Below are 16,015 nucleotides of genomic sequence, written 5' to 3'. Positions count from 1 at the left end.
TCACGCGCCTACCGCGGAACGGATCGCCGCCACCGCCGGGCGCGGTGTCAGGTCGGTGTTGAACAGGCCGAAATTGGTGATCTCGCTCGTGCCCTTCCAGCAGAACAGTTCGTAGATGCTGATCGTGTGGACGTAGGGCTGCGCCATCGCGGTTTTGACGTCGGACGCCAGCAACGTCGCCTGCTGGGCGATCGTGACCGGCGGCGAGGTATTGTTGCTGGCGCTTCCCCCGGTCGTACGGCCCCACTCGGTGATGATGCCCTGGGTGGTCTTGCTCTCGACGACCTTCTGCTTGAACCCCGCCACGCGCCCGGCGACGTCGGACGGCGGCGTCGGGTAGATGTGGGAATTGGCCAAGTCGGTGTACGGCGCCTGCTGTGCCTGCATGAAGTCGTTGCTGGCGACCAGCGGGATCGAGCGCAGCACCGGGTCCACCTTGATGGCGGCGTGGAAGTCCTTGATGAACGCCATCAGCGCCGGTGCATTACCCGTGCGGAAGCCCATGCGCTTGTCGGTCACGCCGTTGTAGGTGACCGGATTGAGATCCGGCTCGTTGGGAAACTCGATGGCGAAGATCGAATTGGGCACGGTCGCCACGAACGCCTTCATGTCGGCGATGCTTTTGCGGATGTCGCGCACCGAGAGCGTGAAGCAGAACCGCACGCCCGCCCTTGCGAGGCCCACGTAAGTCGCCCAGCCTGCGGTTCCGCTGTAAGGCTCGCGGCAGCGCATCTTGCGCACGCCGCCCAGCTTGTCGAGCGCAGGCAATATGTTAGCCAGCTTGTAGGGCGATTGGGTGTCCTGCGGACGCCCCTGCACCATCAGCCGGCTGATGGAAGGGGTAGCGCCCCGTGCGATGGAAGGAAGGAGGGGAGCGGTCGCAAGCGCGCCGATCAGGTGACGTCGAGAGAGAGGGAAACCGTATTCGGACATTATTGTCGTTGCTCCAGAGGGCGAATCCGGATCGGCCGCATATCGGGCGATCATACCCTCCGGAAGGCGCAACGGGACGCGCGGCCCCGGGCTTGCGCCGGTCCGCACGGGAGCAGGAAATCTGACGGTTTCTTAACCTTAACGCGGAGTATGGAGCAGTCTCTGGACGGCGACGCGGTCGGGCGGCAGGCATTGCCGCATATCCGGGCGGGTCACGGCGGAGCAATCCCACAGCGCCAGGTCGCGGTGGCTCGCCGGGTCGCGGATGAAGACGAAGACCGGAAGGTCGCGCTGGAACGGCGACCGCAGGCGGTTGGCCTCCAGCATTGCGGGAGAGGGCCAGGCAACGACACGGCAATTGGCCTTGCCCGCGCAGCGGGAGAGCGCATCCATTGCCCACCGTCCCGGAGGTATCGCCGGATCGATGGCGAGGAGTATCGCATCACCCTGAACACCGCCGGGGTTCCCTGCCATGACGGACGGATGTGCGGCGGCAAATGCGGGCTCCGTGACGGCAGGCAAGGACGCTGGGGTGGTTTCGACTTCTGCCTGCTCCGATCCCATGAGTGCCCCGAGCCGCTCGATCACAGGCTCCGGCGCATTCGGGCGGACAAGATGCCCTCCGGCGAACCGGTAGAACACATGCGCGCCGACCTGCGCGACTTTCGTGAGGCTCGGCGCCCAGTAGGGATAGACGTAGTCCGCATGGTAATGCGTGGCATCGCCCACCGCCGGGTCCACCGCTCCGGACAGCGCCGCCGCTGCGAGAACCCGCGCACGCCGCCAGGCTTCGGGCGCTGGCCGCCGCGTCATCGCGCCGTCGCAGGTGAAAGTGAACTGGCAGCCGGTCGATAGTTCGGACCCCTGAAACACCACGCCGCACACGCTCGCCGGGTAGACCCCGTGGCGCACGCGGTTGAGCACCACCTGCATCACCGCACGCTCCCCGGCGGCATCGTCGCCCGCCTCGTACAAGCCCGCCGCAGCGAGGCAGGTCAGCGCCCGCAGATGGTCTTGCTCGCCGCCCACGAAGGCGAAGGGCTTCGCGAGGCCCGGACGCGCATCGAAACGCCGCGCATCATTGAGCAGGTGCGCTGCCTCGGGTGAACCGGCGGTATCGGCTGCCGGTGCGGCGGAACCGAATGGCGGCTTCACGACCGGATTGCGGAGCATCACCGGCCCGGATCGGGCCGCCACGGAGACCGGCGCGCGCACGGCGGCAGGCAGTGCATAGGAGCACAGGCCGACAGCTGCGACGATCGCCGTCATCGCGCGCATCACCCGGACCACCGGGAATCGTGCAGGGCCTGACGGCCGCGCCGATGTCGAGGCAGCGGGATACTGCACGGTGCCGTGATGCCTTCTCCCCGCCTGGACGGAAAGTGCCACGGCGGGCGAGCGGCGGCGCAGCGGGATTAGCCCTTTCGGGCATCAATCGAGGTTGAGCGCCGCCCGGCGCCCGAGTTCCTGCCGGACTTGCGCCCGGGCCGCGCCATCGAACGCCAACGCCGCCACGACTTTGGCTCCGGCCTTGCCCGCCTCCTCACGGCCGATCAGGGGAATCGCGAAGTCGTCGGCCACGACACGGACCTTGGCCGTGCCGTCCTCGATCGCCAGCGCGGGCGCATCGGCAAGGATCGCAAAGATCAGCGAATGCAGCCGGTTGGTCACCACCAGGGCGGCGTCGCGATAGAGCTGCGTCAGGGTTTCCAGTTCGAAACTATCGAAGACATGGGGCTCACGCCCCTGCCAGCGGCTTGCGAGACGGGCGGCAGATGCCTTGTCCATCGATTCGCGCGGGTCGTGGCAGGCAATGGCGACCCGCGCGTCGGGCAATGCCGCCTGCGCTGCATCGAGCACCGCATCAAGCGCCGCGCCGTCAAGCGAGCGGCGCTCGCTGCCGTCGTCGCAAGGCGCCACCACGATCCAGCGCGCGACCGGCTCGCGTTCGGCTTCGACATAGGCGCCGGTCGGCAGGAACACCATGTCGGCAAGGACCGCCACCGCCTTGCCCGGCAACAGATCGGCCAGATTGCGCGCGGAAGCCACATCGCGCACGTTCACCACGGCGCAGCGTCGCAGCACCATGCGCCAGAGAAAACGCCGGGAGCGTGAACGGATCACACTCACCCCGAGCCCCCGCGTGACCACGCGCCCGCCGCCCACCCGTGCGCTTACGGCGGCCAGTGCAAGGCCGAACATCGACGCGATCGACACGTTGTCCCGCACGATCTGGCCGCCGCCAATCACGAGATCGGTCCCGAAGGCCCGGCCCGCGAAGTGAAGCAGGCGCTTGCCCGGCGTGAGTTCGCCGCCTGCCTCCTCGACCTGCCTGACGATCGCTGCGGGGAGCCGCGCCCAGTACCGCACCGCCCCGCCCTCCCCTCGCGAAACCGCAAGGTTCTGCAGCACCAGCTTGAGGTCGCCGAGATTGTGCAGGTCACCCGGTACGAAGACCTGTCGCCGGTGCGAATGGCGAGGCGTCGCGGCCCCTTCGCTCCCCGCGTCGATCACCGGCTGGTGCTTCACCGCTACCCTGCTCGCAGCACGCGCGAGACCATCCGGCCGACACGCGCGCGGAACCGGCGCGGAGCCAGCGTATGGCGGATCGCCTGCGGGTTCATCATCCCCGGCATCAGCATCTGCGGGTCCTGAAGGCTGAGCACGGGTTTGCCGGACAGCCGCGCAATGTCGCGGGCCTGCGGCAGTTCGCTCTCCACGAACAGGTCACAGGCGGCTTCGCGGTAAACCTCTGCCTTGAAACTGCCGTGTGCCCGCAGGCGCCGCCGCGCGGCGGCGTCGGGGAGGTCGAGCATCCGGAGCTGGCCGTAGCGGATGTCGTGACGGTCCAGCCAGTCCTCGGTCGGCGCACGGTACTTCTCCAGCCGGCTGGTCACCAGCATCGCGATCTCTCGGCGCGGGCGGTGGAGCGGCACGGCGCTGGCGAGGAAATTCAGGTAGCGGGCGCCGTCGTCGTTCTCGCGCTCGGTCGGGTCGACGCAGAGCACGCCGTCAATGTCGAAGCAGGAGCGCGAGACGATCGGATGATGCAGCACGTTCCACTCGAAAACGCGTGGTTCCGGGACAGTCTCGAACACGAAGTCGGCGCCGCCGGACTTGCCCGGCACGCCGTAGACCGCCGCGAAGGTGATGCGACAATCGAGGTGTGCCAGCTTCGCACGCGCCTCCTGCATGGAGGCGCCGGTGCGGCAGCTGTCATCGATAACGAGGACATGGGCGAACCGGGAAGCGGCCCCTTCCTCACGCCGGGTATGTCCGGAGGAGAGCAGCCTACCTTCCGCGAAACCGTCGATGTCCGCCAACGGCAGGTTGCGTGCGAGGGCCACCATAGAAGCGGGCAGCATCCCGCTGCGGGGCACGCCAACCACCAGGTCGATGTCCTGCGGCAGCCGGGAAAGGCCACGCCAGACATCGCGGTAGAGGTCGTTGATCGAGCGGAAATGCATCAGGCGGAACCTCTGGAAGATCGTGCAGTTGCAACGGCTTGCGGCGGCGACCCTGAGATTTTGCGGCTGACCAGTATCGCCAGGTCGGGCTTCCTCACCACGTGCGGGATCATCCGCCTGAGGCCGAGCGCGGCGCCTGCGAAGATCGCGAAGCTGGTGCCCGGGTGGCTGTTGGGGGAGGACACCGCTGCCGGGATCAGGATGATCGGCGCCGTCACCGCGCAGGCGCGCATCACCGCGATCATCGCCTCGTGCCCGCTTGCGGCCACGGTGGCGCCGATCGGGCGCACCACGCTGATGAGATACCACACGAAAGTGCCGATCCCGATCACGCCCATCGTACCAAGGATCGCCATGAACAGGCTCGACGAACGGAAGCTGCCCGGCCCGATGCCGAGCCCGCCCGAGGCGATGAAGGCGGTCACCCCCTGCATGGCCCAGAACAGGCGCTGCTGGCCGGAGGTGCTAGCGCCTTTGTCGACGGTCATATGCACGACCATCTGCCCGATTTTCGCCGCCATTCCAGGCACAACCGCGATTGCCACCGCCACCAGGAACACCAGCGCGACGAGCGCGGCAGCGGCCTGCCGGAGCCGCTGCGGCTGCGCTGCGGCCGGGAACAATGCGGCGCGCCCGGCGAAGAACGCGGCGTAGCAGGCGAGGCCGACGTAGGCGGTGCTGGAGGTGCTGAGGAACAGGACTCCGCCCAGCAGGAGCGCGGCCGTGCCGGTGTGGCGTGCCCAGACCGAGCGATACCAGCACTCGGCGTTGAACACGAACCAGCCGAGCGCGAAGGCGGCCCAGCCGGAGGCTTCGGGGAACAGCCCGTCCACCCGGTTAAACCCTTGATAAGACTGATCAAGCTGCGCGTAAGTGCCGTTGCGGAACAGCGCGAAGACGTCCTGCACCCAGGTGCCCTTGGTCTGCGAGGCGATCAGGCCGGTCAGTGCATGAACCCAGCCGATGACGACGCCGCCCTTGACCAGAGCCTCGATTCCGCCCGCCGTACGCACCGCCACATAGGCACTCAACGTGACCATAAGGGCACCCAAGAGGTACACACAGGCCGTGATGTTCTGCGAAGTCGGCTTCAAAGGCACCGTATCGAACAGGCTACGCGCATCGTCGAAGCGCATCGGCGCGACATCGATCTGCCCGGCGAAGATGCGCGGCGCGACCAGCGCGGCAACCATGCCGTAGAGCGTGAAGAGCACGAGCGGGAAGTTGTCCTTCACCCCGTCGCGCCAGAGTTCGAAATAGCCGCCGCTCGGCATCAGCACGCGCAAGTAAACGAAGACAAGCGCGAACTGGATCGGCGGGATCGAGCTGTTGCCCAGCGCCGGCACCGTCACCGCCGCCGCCCCGCCGAACAGGCCCGAGGCCATCAGGAACAGCAGCATCGCGGGCATCGAGCGGAACAGCAGCACGAAGCCGATCACCAGTTGCACCAGACCGACGAAAGTGAAGCTCATGACAGTTGCCCCACCGCCGTAAGGATCTTGCGATCGAAATGCTCGGGCGCGAAGCGGTTGGACTGCGCGACCGCGACGCTCGGGTCGAATTCGGGAAGCCAGCGCTCGAACCGCTCGATCCCGTCGACCAGCGAGTCCGCCGTCTGTCGTTCGAAGAACAGGCCGGTCTCGCCGGGCACCACGCTGTCGAGCACGCCGCCGCGCCCGTAGGCCAGCACCGGGCGGCCCGAGGCCATGGCCTCCACCGGGACGATGCCGAAGTCCTCCTCCGCCGTGAACACCAGGCCCCGCGCCCGCGCATAAGCCTGCCGCAACTCGTTGAAACCCAGCCGCGAGACGAAGCGGATGTTCGGCCCGGCGATGCGCTTGAGCCTGGCGAGCATCCCACCGTCACCCACCATGAGCAGCGGCAGTCCGGTGCGGTTGAACGCCTCCACCGCAAGGTCGGGGCGTTTGTAGGGCACCATCTGGCCGACCCACAGGTAGTGATCATCGACGTCGAGGCTGGGGGTGAAGATGCGCGTATCGACCGGTGGGTGGATGACCTCGGACTCGCGCCGCCAGAACTTGCGCACGCGCTCGCGGATGAAGCTGCTGTTGGCGACGATCGTGTCCACCCTTGCGCTGGACGACATGTCCCATTGCCGCATCCGGTGGTAGATCAGCGGCATCGCAGCGCGGGCGATCGGATTGGCGTCCTTGCGGTAGAGGTGGTAGTGATCCCACAAATACCGCATCGGCGAGTGGCAGTAGCACAAGTGCTGGGCGTGCGGGCTGGTGATCACCCCCTTGGCCGGCCCGCTCTCGCTGCTGATGACGAGGTCGTAGCCGGTCAGGTCGAGATGCTCCAATGCCATCGGCATCAGCGGCAGGTAATATTGGTACAACCGGCGCGAGAACGGCAGCCCGTTGATCCAGGTCGTCGTCACGTTAGCCTTGCGGATGCTCTCAGACATCCGGCTTTCGTCGTAGACGTGGGTGAAGACGTCCGCGCCCGGGAACAGGCCGAGCAGCCGCTCCAGCACCCGCTCCCCGCCGCGCATCGACACCAGCCAGTAATGGACGATGGCGACGCGCGGTTCGCTGAACCGGGTGTGCCGTCCCGCCACCGGGGGTTCGGCCAGGTTCAGTGTCATGCGTAATAGGCCTTGTATTCACGGTAGAAGTAGGCCGGGTCGGAGTAGCCGAAGAGGCGCTTGCGGCGCATGTCCATCCGGTTGATCGTCACGCCCACGACGTTGACGCTCTCACGCGGCAGCATGCCCAGGGCCGAGCGCGCCGCACCCTTCATCGTCTTGCGCCAGCGCACAACCAGCACCGTCGCGTCGGCCATTCCGGCGAGGGTGCGGCCCGCCGCGATCGGCAACACCGGCGGCAGGTCGAGCACGACATAATCGAAGCAGGCGCGCAGTTCCTGCAGCAGCCGGGTGAAAGTCTCGCCGGTCAGCAGCGTGTCATGGGCAAGGTCGGAAGGCTTGACCGGCAGGACACAGAGCCCCGATTCCCCGGTCACCAGCGCATCGGCGAGCGAAACCTTGCCTTCGAGCACTTCGATCAGGCCGGGATGCTCGGGCGAGAGGCGCAGCAGCTTGCTGACACCGCGCCCGCGCAAATCGCAGTCGACGAGGATCGCGCCGCGTCCGCTCACCGCCAGCGTCTGCGCGAGGCAGGAGGCCACCGTCGTCTTGCCCTCCTTGGGGAGCGCCGAGGTCACCGCTATGATCTGCGCCGGGCCATAGACCGCCTGCTCGATCGAGGTGCGCAGCGAGCGGAACGATTCGGCGAAGGCGGAGCGCGGTTCCTGCGTGATCGCGGGCACCTCGCGCCGCGACTTGCGGCTGACCGAGGCGAGCAGCGGGATCGCGCCGAGGTAGCGGCTGCCCAGTCCCTGCTCGACTTCGTCCGACGTCGTCACGCCGCGGAACAGCGCCTCGGCGACGTATGCGGCGGCAAGCCCGGCGCCGAGGCCGATCACCAGCGCCAGCAGCATGTTCATGGGAATGTTGGGCGAGCTTGGCAGCAGCGGCACCTCGGCCAGCGACAGCACGCGGGCGTTCGGCCGCTGGGTGCCGTCCTGCGCGATCAGCTGGCGGTAGCTGTTGAGGTACGTCTCGTACATCGCCTGCGAGGACTGCGCGGTGCGCTCCAGTTCATCGAGGCCGACCATCGCCGCGTTGTTGCGCGCAAGGTTCCCGCGCGCCGCACCGAGGCTGGAGCTGAGCGAGGCGAGGCGCTGGTCCGCCACATCGCGCTGCGCCTGCAGGTTGGACATGATGCGGGTAATCTCGTTCCTGATGTCGCTGCGCACTTCGGCGAGTTCGCTCCGGCTGCGCACGAGCTGGGGATGATTCGGGCCGTAGCGCGCCTGCATGTTGGCGACCTCGCCGCCGATCTGCGATTCCCGCGCACGCAGCGAGCCGATCACGCCCGAGCCGAGCGCCTCGCCCACGTCGTCACCCGCCGATCCCGAGCGCAGCTGCGCCTGCGCCGTCGCGAGCCGCGCCTGGCTCTCGGCCGCCTCGGCGCGGGCCTTGGTGACTTCCTGGTTGTAGCTGGAAATCTCCTGCTCGGTCAGCGAGGCACCCGAAGTGCTCAAGAGGCCGTTGGCGATGCGGTAGCGCTGCAGCCGCTCGGTATCGGCGTGGGCCTGCTGGCGCAGTTGCTCGAGCCGGGGCGCGACCAGCTTGGCGGTTTCGGTGTTGCTCTCGTGCGCGGCCTTGACCTCGATCTGGGTGAACTGCTGCGCATACATGTTGGCGACTTTCGCCGCGTCCTGCCCGTTCGGCGCCTTGAACGCGACCTTGAGCGCGTAGCTCTCGCCGCTGCGCACGGCCGAGACGTTGTTCTGGTAAGTGGTGACGATCTCGGCCTGCTGGGCCGCGCTCTTGCCGTCGAGGACGCCGAGTGCGGAAGCGACACGCTGCGCAAGGTCGCGCGATTTCAGCGTCTCCACTTGCGTATCGACGTAAGAGCTGTTCGGCGAAGGCCCGGCCTGTCGCCCGGCGCTTGCCGCGGCCTCAGGCGTGTCGGTCGGCGCCAGCAGGCTGACGACCGCCTCGGCCGTGTACGTGATCGGCATCGAGAAGGTCACCGCCGCGCCGATCGCCAGCGCCGCTCCGGTGACCAGCGCGATCAGCCCCGATCGGCGCCGGAAGAACGCCATCGACCCGCCAAGGTCGACGCGCGCCGACGGCAGCATGAGCGATTGCCCGGGCGCCAGCGCAAGATCGCGCGGATCTGGACCGGCACTGATAATCTGGTGTGCACTGTTCATTGTCTGCTCCTGCCCTTCCGGCCGCTGGAGATGGTGGCGCCTCAGATCGCGATCCGGGCTCCCACTCGAACGGCTGCCCCGTCGTATTCCCTTGGATTGATGCCTGACCCGCGCTGCCGCCGCGCACTCACGCCGACGAAGGCGGCGATGCGGGTGGAGATCGTGCGGGTCACGGTAGCTTCGCCGAAGACGCGCGATTCGCGGCGGTCGAAGCCTTCGTATTCGTTGCGCAGGAACCCGGCCTCGATCCCCACCAGCGTCCGGCTGCCCAGCGCGATCGAGGCATTGCCGACCAGCGTGGACTGCAGGACGGCGGAGCCCAGCATCAGCGGGCTGCGCTCCACCGTGCGCTCGCCCTTCAGTTCGAAGCGGGTGCGCGCGGTGGGGGTCCACTTGACGCTGACGTGGTAGTCCATCGCGCCGATGTCCGGGCGGGCCGGATCGCGGGTGTCCTGCTTGACGTAGCCCAGCGCCGCTTCCGCCGTCACCAGGTCCGTGATCCGGTAGCTGACGCCGCCGACCACGGAGAAGCCCTTGGAATTGCGGCCGGTGCCGATGTCGTAGGCCAGCCGGTTGCCGGTCGCCCTCACGAACAGGCCGAAGGTGTCGGAGCGGCGATAATCGACCCGGAAGGTCACGGCATCGCGCCGGACGTCGCGGAAGGACTGGTCGACCGGGAGCCCGTTCTGGCGCGCCTCGTTATAGTCCAGCTTGCGCGAACTGACGCCGATCTGCCACTCGATGATGCCGCCGCCGCGCGACAGGCGCAGGCCGCCGCCGTACTCGTTGTAGGATACCGGGCGGTCGGTAAAGAACTGGTCGCCGAAGGTGCCGCGCCGCTCGATCCTGCGGGCCGCGCCGAAGTCGCCATCCAGCACGAAGCGGTCCGCGAAGTCCAGTCGCCCGCCCGCCGAAAGCGACCACTGGTTGCTGTTCTCGGCGCTGGTGTCGAGGTAGCGGCGGCCCTCGGCGGCGGCGTCGAAGTGCAGCGCGTGGCGGGAAAAGTCGCTCTGCAGACTGACGCTGGGGCGCACCACGGCGACACCGTCGTCGATCTTGCTGCGCTGGTTATAGATGTTGGTGTCGTAGCGCAGGTCGAAGTTGACCCGGGGCAGCACCTTCATCGCGCCGAGGCGGATGCCTCCGGGGTCGGTCTGCTCGACCACCGATTCGGGCACTTCGACCGGATAGTCCTGCGCCCGCGCGGTGCCCGACAGGAACGCGGGCACGAACGATCCGGTGAGCCAGAGCGCGGCGGCGCGCTGGAAGCGTTTTCGCCCCAGACCGGTTGGCGCAAATGCCAACCGCATCAGCAGGACCCTCGCCCGGAAGCGACGGCGGGAATGGTGGCCGCCAGTATCCGCGCATCGTAGGCAAGCGTGCGCGCCCGGGTATAGCGAATGTCGGCGGCGATGCGGCGGCGATAGGTCACGCTGCTGCGCCCGGAGACCTGCCACAACCCGGTCAGACCCGGCCGCACGGCAAGGTAGTGATGGATGTAGCGCCCGTAACGCGGCATCTCGTCCACCACGATCGGGCGGGGTCCGACGATGCTCATCTCCCCGCGCAGGACGTTGAACAGCTGCGGCAGTTCGTCGAGGCTGGTGACGCGGATGATCCGGCCGACGCGGGTGACGCGCGGGTCGTTGGGCAGCTTGCGATCGCGCTCCCACTGCGCGCGCAGATGCGGGTTCTCGCTGAGGATGCCTTCGAGACTGCTCTCAGCGTCGATCTGCATAGAACGGAACTTGAAACACGGAAATCCGCGACCGTTGCGGCCTACCCGGCGCTGGGCAAAGATCACCGGCCCCGGCTGGTCGACCCAGATCGCGATGGCGACGATGATGAACAGCGGCAGGAACGCGATGATCGCGGCAGTGGCGATGATGATGTCGAACGGCCGCGCCAGCACGTGATCGGGCTGCGCCAGCAGATCCCAGCAATCCCAGCGCGAGTGGGCGCCTGCCACGATCGGAGCCAGCGGCACCGGATCCGCCTGCTCTGAACCCTCGGACAGCATCGCATCCGAGAAGGATTCGTGCCTCCGAGCCTGCGTCCCGGCGGAATTCCCATCCATGGAGATACCTCTCTGCGTCGCGATTACCGAAGGACCAGACCTCTTTCCGTTTGCGTACAAAGAGAACTGATCAGCGAGGGTCAGAGTGACGGTATCGATGGCCCGCAGGCAAACGGTCATAAGACGTAAACCCACCTACCCCTTTCGGACTATCGCCCCGGAACTTGCTGATTTTTCTTCACAACCGAAGAGGTATGGAACCGCGACGGTACTTGGATAGGATTGCATCGTACCCCGACTTTGGACCGGGGATCTCGTAAGGAGGGCGAAATGATCCAGAGACTTTTCAGGCCTCGCGCACGCCACTGCACCGGCATTCCGGCTTTTCTCTTGGCCACGGCGCTGACCGCCGGATGCGCGACTCAGAACTATCCGCTCGTCGATGTGTCCGAGGCGAACGCGCGCGCTACCCAGGGCATGCGCCTGGACGCGGGCGACAAAGTGCGTGTAACCGTGTTCGACGAACCGACACTGACCGGCGAGTACGAGATCGGCACGGCAGGCGCGGTGACGATGCCGCTCATCGCCGACGTATCGGCCGCCGGCAGCACGCCGGACCAGATGGCCGGCGCCATCACCGCCAAGCTGACCCAGGGCGGCTACGTGCTGAACCCGCATGTCGCGGTGGACGTCATGTCGTATCGACCGTTCTACATCCTGGGCGAAGTCGGCAAGCCCGGCGAGTACACGTATGCCGGCCAGATGTCGCTGCTTCAGGCGATCGCCAAGGCGGGCGGTTTCACGCCCCGCGCCAACAAGGGCACGGTCGTCGTGCTGCGCAAGAGCTGGGGTGGCGGGCGCAAGGTCGTGGTTGGAGACCCCGCCCTGATCATCATGCCGGGCGACACCATCACCGTTAACGAGTCGATGCTCTGACCGTCCCGCGATGAACCGTTCATCGCAAAAATCGGCATTTCTGGCGTGATTCTCTCAAAACACTGAAAAATCCCAATGTAGCACCCGACCAAGACCAAATATGGTTATCTACGTAGCGAGTTAAAGGGATCGTCATCTGCCAGTACGGCGATCACAAATCCCGGAGTCCCGCCGAATACGGAAAGATCATAATTGGGAGAAAGCCGCGCCCGTGCATTCGGACGCCGGATGTCGTCTTGTATACTCGAACAACAGGACTGACCTCGAAAGGCCGCACTTGAACAACACTCCGGACATTGAGTAATTCAATGCCCGAGTTGGGACTCGGAAGGGTGACCATTGGGTATTTCAGTCTCGATCATCAACCCCAGCTCCATTTCGCGCGAGGGGCTTCGGCGCATAATCCTGGACGGTGGGATCGAGGTCATCTCGACTTCCGCCAGCGTGGAGGACTTGCCCGAATTGCCTGACCGAAGCGATCATCTGGTTCTGGTGGACGTTCCCAGCCTGTCGGAGCAACTCGACTCCCTCCAGCAACTGGCAAGCCGCGACATGGTCAGCGCGCTGATCCTGGCGGAAAAGTTCGACCTGTCATCGATGCTGAACTGCTTCGATCATGGCGCGCAAGGCTATGCCGTGAAGGACATGCCGTGCGACACTCTGATCGCCCTGCTGCGCCTCGCCGCGCTGGGCCACAAAGTCATCCCGCCCGATGTCGCGGACATGCTGCGGCGTGAGGATTTCCGGGCCGCCGCGCCCGAACCGCGTGACGATCCCGGAGGCGCGCACAATTCCGGCTACGGCGGCGGCTCGAAGCTTTCCCAGCGCGAGAACGACGTGCTGTGCTGCCTGATGGCGGGCTACTCGAACAAGAGGATCGCCCGCAAGCTCCTCGTGACCGAGGCCACGGTGAAGGTTCACGTGAAAGCGATCCTGCGCAAGCTGAACGTCGCGAACCGGACACAGGCGGCGATGTGGGCCACTACTCACGGCGTTCCTGCACTCGACGCGGCCTTGGCGCTGCCCGTGATGGGGAACTGAGCGCCGCCGAGATACGGGCTCCTAGCCGTCAGGCCGCGTCGTGGAAGATGATCCCCAGCGCATGCCGTCTTCCGGATCGCAGCGTGCTGACCCCGTGGCGCAGGGCGACCCGATAATCGCCCCGCGTGCCACGATGCGGACGTACGTTCACCGCGAAGATGACCCCATCGCCCTTGCGGAGCGGAACGACCGCCGCGCGCGACTGCATGCGCGGGCGCTGCTCGGTGAGCACGAACTCGCCTCCGGTAAAATCCCGGTTGGGTTCGGACAGCAGCACAGCCACCTGCAGCGGGAACACGTGATCGCCATAGAGATCCTGATGCAGGCAGTTGTAATCGCCTTCACCGTATTGCAGCAGCAACGGCGTCGGTCGCGTCTGGCCCGCTTCATGGCAGCGCGCACGAAAACCGGCGTGGTCGGTGGGAAAGCGGGCCGCAATTCCCATCCGCTCGTGCCACCTGTCGGCGACCGGCGCGAGATGCCGATAGAGCCCGGTGCGCGCCGCCGCTACCAGCGGCGGCAGCGGGTAGGCGAAGTAGCGATACTCACCTCTGCCAAAGCCGTGCCGCGCCATGTGGACGTGACTGCGAAAAGCATCGGTCGGTCCATAGAGCCCGGCCATGGCATCACATTCGGCGCCGTCGAGCAGGCCCGGCAGCATCGCCCAACCCTCCCGGTCGAGACAGTCCGCGATCGCCCGCCAGTCATAGGCCGAGACGCGGGCGTCCATGTCGGTGCTCATGCCGCCCCCTCGATCTCGATGAGCCTGCGCTTGCGCTCCACGCCCCAGCGGTAGCCCGAAAGCGCGCCGTCGTTGCGGATCACCCGGTGGCAGGGAATGGCGATGGCGATGGGGTTGGCCGCGCAGGCACCGGCGACCGCGCGCGTGGCACGGGGCGAACCGATGCGCCGTGCCACTTCCGCGTAAGTAACGGTCTCGCCCGCCGGAATCCCGCGAAGAACCTGCCAGACGCGCTGCTGAAAGGCCGTACCGCGCACATCCAGCGCAAGATCGAGCCCCATGTTCGGCGCCTCGGCGAAACCGACGACTTTTGCGACCGTCTGCTCGTAGTTCGCATCGGCGCCGATCAGTTCCGCCTTCGCAAAGCGGTCCTGCAGGTCACGGACCAGTTCGTCGGGATCGTCACCGAGCAGGATCGATGCCACCCCCCTGTCGCTGGAAGCCACGAGGATCGCGCCCAGCGAACACTGCGCAACCGCGAAGTGCAGCACTTCGTCGGCACCGCCGCTCCGATAGCGTCCCGGCGTCATGCCCAGCATCGCCGAGGATTGCTCGTAGAAGCGACCGCTGGAGTTGAAGCCCGCCTCATAGATCGCATCGGTCACCCGGCTGCCGGCCGCGAGAGTTTCGCGCACTTTGCGGGCACGGTGCGCACCGGCATAGGCCTTCGGGGTAAGGCCGGTCTGTGCCTTGAACAGCCGGTGGAAATGGGCGGGGCTCAGTTCCACCGCGGCCGCCAGGTCATCGAGCGAAATCGGCTCGTCCGATGCCTCGATCAACCGGCATGCCTGTTCCACCAGAGCGGCGTTGCCGGCCTCCCGGGATGCACCTTCCGGATTACAGCGCCGGCACGGCCGGCATCCCGTCGCCCGCGCGCTCTCCAGCGTATCGTGCAAGGTCACGTTCCGGGGGTTGGCCGTCCGCGAGGGACACGAGGGCCGACAGTAGATCCCGGTGGTCGCCACCGAATACCACAACTTGCCATCGGCGCTCTTGTCACGGGCGACGACCTGCGCCCAGCGCGGGTCGCTTGCGGTGCGATCGATATGTCTGTCTGCGTTCGTCATGAAGCCGTTCTGCCAGCCCGAGATCCAGCCCGCGCTCTGTTTCTTGCTCTCAAATCCGATATGGGGCTTCGGACCGCTCCTGGCGAGACAAGGCGGCGTGAAGCGCTTGATCGTTACCGCCATTCGGCTATGGCATGGCCATGCTTGATTTGTCCGGACATTACTCTGACGACGACCTGGTTGACGGCTTCGCGCGGCAATTCGCGCTGGAACGGATCGACGACGACCTGTTCCGCGCTCCGCCCATAGCCGGAGCCACCGGGCGATGCTTCGGCGGCCAGCTCGTCGCCCAGGCGTTCAACGCGGCCCGGCATACCGTCGACGACAAGATCGCGCACAATCTTCACGCCCACTTTCTCAGGCCGGGGCGCGAGGCGGAACCGTTGCTCCTGAAAGTCGAGCGCGATTTCGATGGCGGCAGTTTCGCCGTACGTCGGGCGATCGTGCTGCAGAACGAGGCGCCTCTGCTCACGCTCACAGCCTCGTTCCATAAGCTCGAAACCGGTCTCGAGCATGCAGCACCGATGCCGCGCGTGCCCGACCCGGAAGAGCTGCTGCCGCTAGATGCGCTGGCCCTGCAGTATGGCGAGGACATCGGCGAGGTCGCGCGCGCCTATCTCGAACGCCGTTCCGCATTCGAGATGCGCCCGGTCGGCTATCCCTCGTTCCTGCAACAAGGCAAGGACCTGCCGGTCTCGCGCACATGGTTCCGCCTGCGCGGATCGATCCCGGTGGACGCGTCACTGCAGCGGGTCATGCTCGCCTACGTTTCCGACTATGCTCTGCTGAGTTCGGCGCTGATCCCGCACGGTGTGAACATGTTCGAGACGAGCATGCAGACCGCCAGTCTCGATCACGCGGTGTGGTTCCATGAAGAGGCTCCACTGGACGACTGGCTGCTTTACGCCACCGAAAGCAACTGGGCAGGCCGTGGGCGCGGCAGGGCCGCAGGCAGCATCTACACCCGCGACGGGCGCCTTGTCGCCAGCACCGTGCAGGAAGGCCTGATCCGCCTGCGACCCGATCGACCGGCAGGCGGCACCATCCCGCACACGCCCTGAGTACC

General features: G+C 66.6%; 14 protein-coding genes. 3 read left to right on the top strand and 11 right to left on the bottom strand.

The window, feature by feature from the left end; genetic code table 11:
- From QRN25_RS02410 to QRN25_RS02370, 9 genes are all read right to left on the bottom strand, one after another.
- Positions 1–822 carry a calcium-binding protein gene (locus QRN25_RS02410; protein ID WP_285017301.1) on the bottom strand — a complete coding sequence of 274 codons (822 nt, stop codon included), beginning with the start codon at positions 820–822 and terminating at the stop codon, positions 1–3.
- Between the two features lie 249 nt (positions 823–1,071).
- Positions 1,072–2,322 (bottom strand): cell wall hydrolase, encoded by a 1,251-nt coding sequence (locus QRN25_RS02405; RefSeq protein WP_285017300.1) that lies wholly within the window; start codon positions 2,320–2,322, stop codon positions 1,072–1,074.
- A gap of 42 nt (positions 2,323–2,364) precedes the next feature.
- A complete protein-coding gene (locus tag QRN25_RS02400) occupies positions 2,365–3,462 on the bottom strand; it encodes a polysaccharide pyruvyl transferase family protein (protein WP_285017299.1) in 1,098 nt (365 codons plus the stop codon).
- 2 nt (positions 3,463–3,464) lie between these two features.
- Positions 3,465–4,400: a phosphoribosyltransferase family protein gene (locus tag QRN25_RS02395; protein WP_285017298.1), complete on the bottom strand. Its 936-nt coding sequence runs from the start codon at positions 4,398–4,400 to the stop codon at positions 3,465–3,467.
- Positions 4,400–5,872, bottom strand: coding sequence for a glycoside hydrolase (locus tag QRN25_RS02390; RefSeq protein ID WP_285017297.1), 1,473 nt, complete (start codon positions 5,870–5,872; stop codon positions 4,400–4,402). The genes QRN25_RS02395 and QRN25_RS02390 overlap by 1 nt, the downstream gene beginning before the upstream one ends.
- Complete coding sequence (locus QRN25_RS02385) at positions 5,869–7,008, bottom strand: glycosyltransferase (protein ID WP_285017296.1); 1,140 nt, start codon at positions 7,006–7,008, stop codon at positions 5,869–5,871. The genes QRN25_RS02390 and QRN25_RS02385 overlap by 4 nt, the downstream gene beginning before the upstream one ends.
- Positions 7,005–9,146, bottom strand: coding sequence for a GumC family protein (locus tag QRN25_RS02380; protein ID WP_036525132.1), 2,142 nt, complete (start codon positions 9,144–9,146; stop codon positions 7,005–7,007). The genes QRN25_RS02385 and QRN25_RS02380 overlap by 4 nt, the downstream gene beginning before the upstream one ends.
- A 41-nt stretch (positions 9,147–9,187) precedes the next feature.
- Complete coding sequence (locus QRN25_RS02375; RefSeq protein ID WP_285017295.1) at positions 9,188–10,456, bottom strand: outer membrane beta-barrel protein; 1,269 nt, start codon at positions 10,454–10,456, stop codon at positions 9,188–9,190.
- Positions 10,456–11,223: a sugar transferase gene (locus tag QRN25_RS02370; protein ID WP_285017294.1), complete on the bottom strand. Its 768-nt coding sequence runs from the start codon at positions 11,221–11,223 to the stop codon at positions 10,456–10,458. The genes QRN25_RS02375 and QRN25_RS02370 overlap by 1 nt, the downstream gene beginning before the upstream one ends.
- 270 nt (positions 11,224–11,493) lie before the next feature.
- Between QRN25_RS02370 and QRN25_RS02365 the strand changes: the two genes are divergently transcribed.
- Positions 11,494–12,099, top strand: coding sequence for a polysaccharide biosynthesis/export family protein (locus QRN25_RS02365; RefSeq protein ID WP_285017293.1), 606 nt, complete (start codon positions 11,494–11,496; stop codon positions 12,097–12,099).
- A 339-nt stretch (positions 12,100–12,438) separates the two neighbouring features.
- Positions 12,439–13,140, top strand: a complete 702-nt coding sequence (locus QRN25_RS02360) for a LuxR C-terminal-related transcriptional regulator (RefSeq protein ID WP_271183871.1) — start codon at positions 12,439–12,441, stop codon at positions 13,138–13,140.
- Positions 13,141–13,168: 28 nt separating this feature from the next.
- Here the strand turns inward: QRN25_RS02360 and QRN25_RS02355 are convergent, their stop codons facing one another.
- Both QRN25_RS02355 and ada read right to left on the bottom strand, forming a co-directional pair.
- On the bottom strand, positions 13,169–13,882 hold the full coding sequence (locus tag QRN25_RS02355) for a 2OG-Fe(II) oxygenase (RefSeq protein ID WP_285017292.1): 714 nt from the start codon (positions 13,880–13,882) through the stop codon (positions 13,169–13,171).
- Positions 13,879–14,949 (bottom strand): bifunctional DNA-binding transcriptional regulator/O6-methylguanine-DNA methyltransferase Ada, encoded by a 1,071-nt coding sequence (gene ada, locus QRN25_RS02350; RefSeq protein ID WP_285017291.1) that lies wholly within the window; start codon positions 14,947–14,949, stop codon positions 13,879–13,881. Before ada ends, QRN25_RS02355 begins: the two co-directional genes overlap by 4 nt.
- Before the next feature lie 134 nt (positions 14,950–15,083).
- On the opposite strand from ada, the gene QRN25_RS02345 reads away from it, so the two are divergent.
- Complete coding sequence (locus QRN25_RS02345; RefSeq protein ID WP_285017290.1) at positions 15,084–16,010, top strand: acyl-CoA thioesterase; 927 nt, start codon at positions 15,084–15,086, stop codon at positions 16,008–16,010.
- The last annotated feature ends 5 nt before the right edge of the window (positions 16,011–16,015 follow it).

This window comes from Novosphingobium sp. fls2-241-R2A-195 (assembly GCF_030209485.1).
Classification (GTDB): Bacteria; Pseudomonadota; Alphaproteobacteria; order Sphingomonadales; family Sphingomonadaceae; genus Novosphingobium; species Novosphingobium resinovorum.
The sequence above is the reverse complement of the archived record's forward strand: the minus strand, read 5'-3'. Positions and strand labels throughout refer to the sequence as shown.

Excerpts from the sequence above, each read along its gene's own strand:
- ada (WP_285017291.1), bottom strand. The coding sequence starts at position 14,949 with ATGACGAACGCAGACAGACATATCGATCGCACCGCAAGCGACCCGCGC.
- QRN25_RS02365 (WP_285017293.1), top strand. The coding sequence starts at position 11,494 with ATGATCCAGAGACTTTTCAGGCCTCGCGCACGCCACTGCACCGGCATT.
- QRN25_RS02370 (WP_285017294.1), bottom strand. The coding sequence starts at position 11,223 with ATGGATGGGAATTCCGCCGGGACGCAGGCTCGGAGGCACGAATCCTTC.
- QRN25_RS02375 (WP_285017295.1), bottom strand. The coding sequence starts at position 10,456 with ATGCGGTTGGCATTTGCGCCAACCGGTCTGGGGCGAAAACGCTTCCAG.
- QRN25_RS02385 (WP_285017296.1), bottom strand. The coding sequence starts at position 7,008 with ATGACACTGAACCTGGCCGAACCCCCGGTGGCGGGACGGCACACCCGG.
- QRN25_RS02390 (WP_285017297.1), bottom strand. The coding sequence starts at position 5,872 with ATGAGCTTCACTTTCGTCGGTCTGGTGCAACTGGTGATCGGCTTCGTG.
- QRN25_RS02355 (WP_285017292.1), bottom strand. The coding sequence starts at position 13,882 with ATGAGCACCGACATGGACGCCCGCGTCTCGGCCTATGACTGGCGGGCG.
- QRN25_RS02345 (WP_285017290.1), top strand. The coding sequence starts at position 15,084 with ATGGCCATGCTTGATTTGTCCGGACATTACTCTGACGACGACCTGGTT.
- QRN25_RS02380 (WP_036525132.1), bottom strand. The coding sequence starts at position 9,146 with ATGAACAGTGCACACCAGATTATCAGTGCCGGTCCAGATCCGCGCGAT.
- QRN25_RS02395 (WP_285017298.1), bottom strand. The coding sequence starts at position 4,400 with ATGCATTTCCGCTCGATCAACGACCTCTACCGCGATGTCTGGCGTGGC.
- QRN25_RS02410 (WP_285017301.1), bottom strand. The coding sequence starts at position 822 with ATGGTGCAGGGGCGTCCGCAGGACACCCAATCGCCCTACAAGCTGGCT.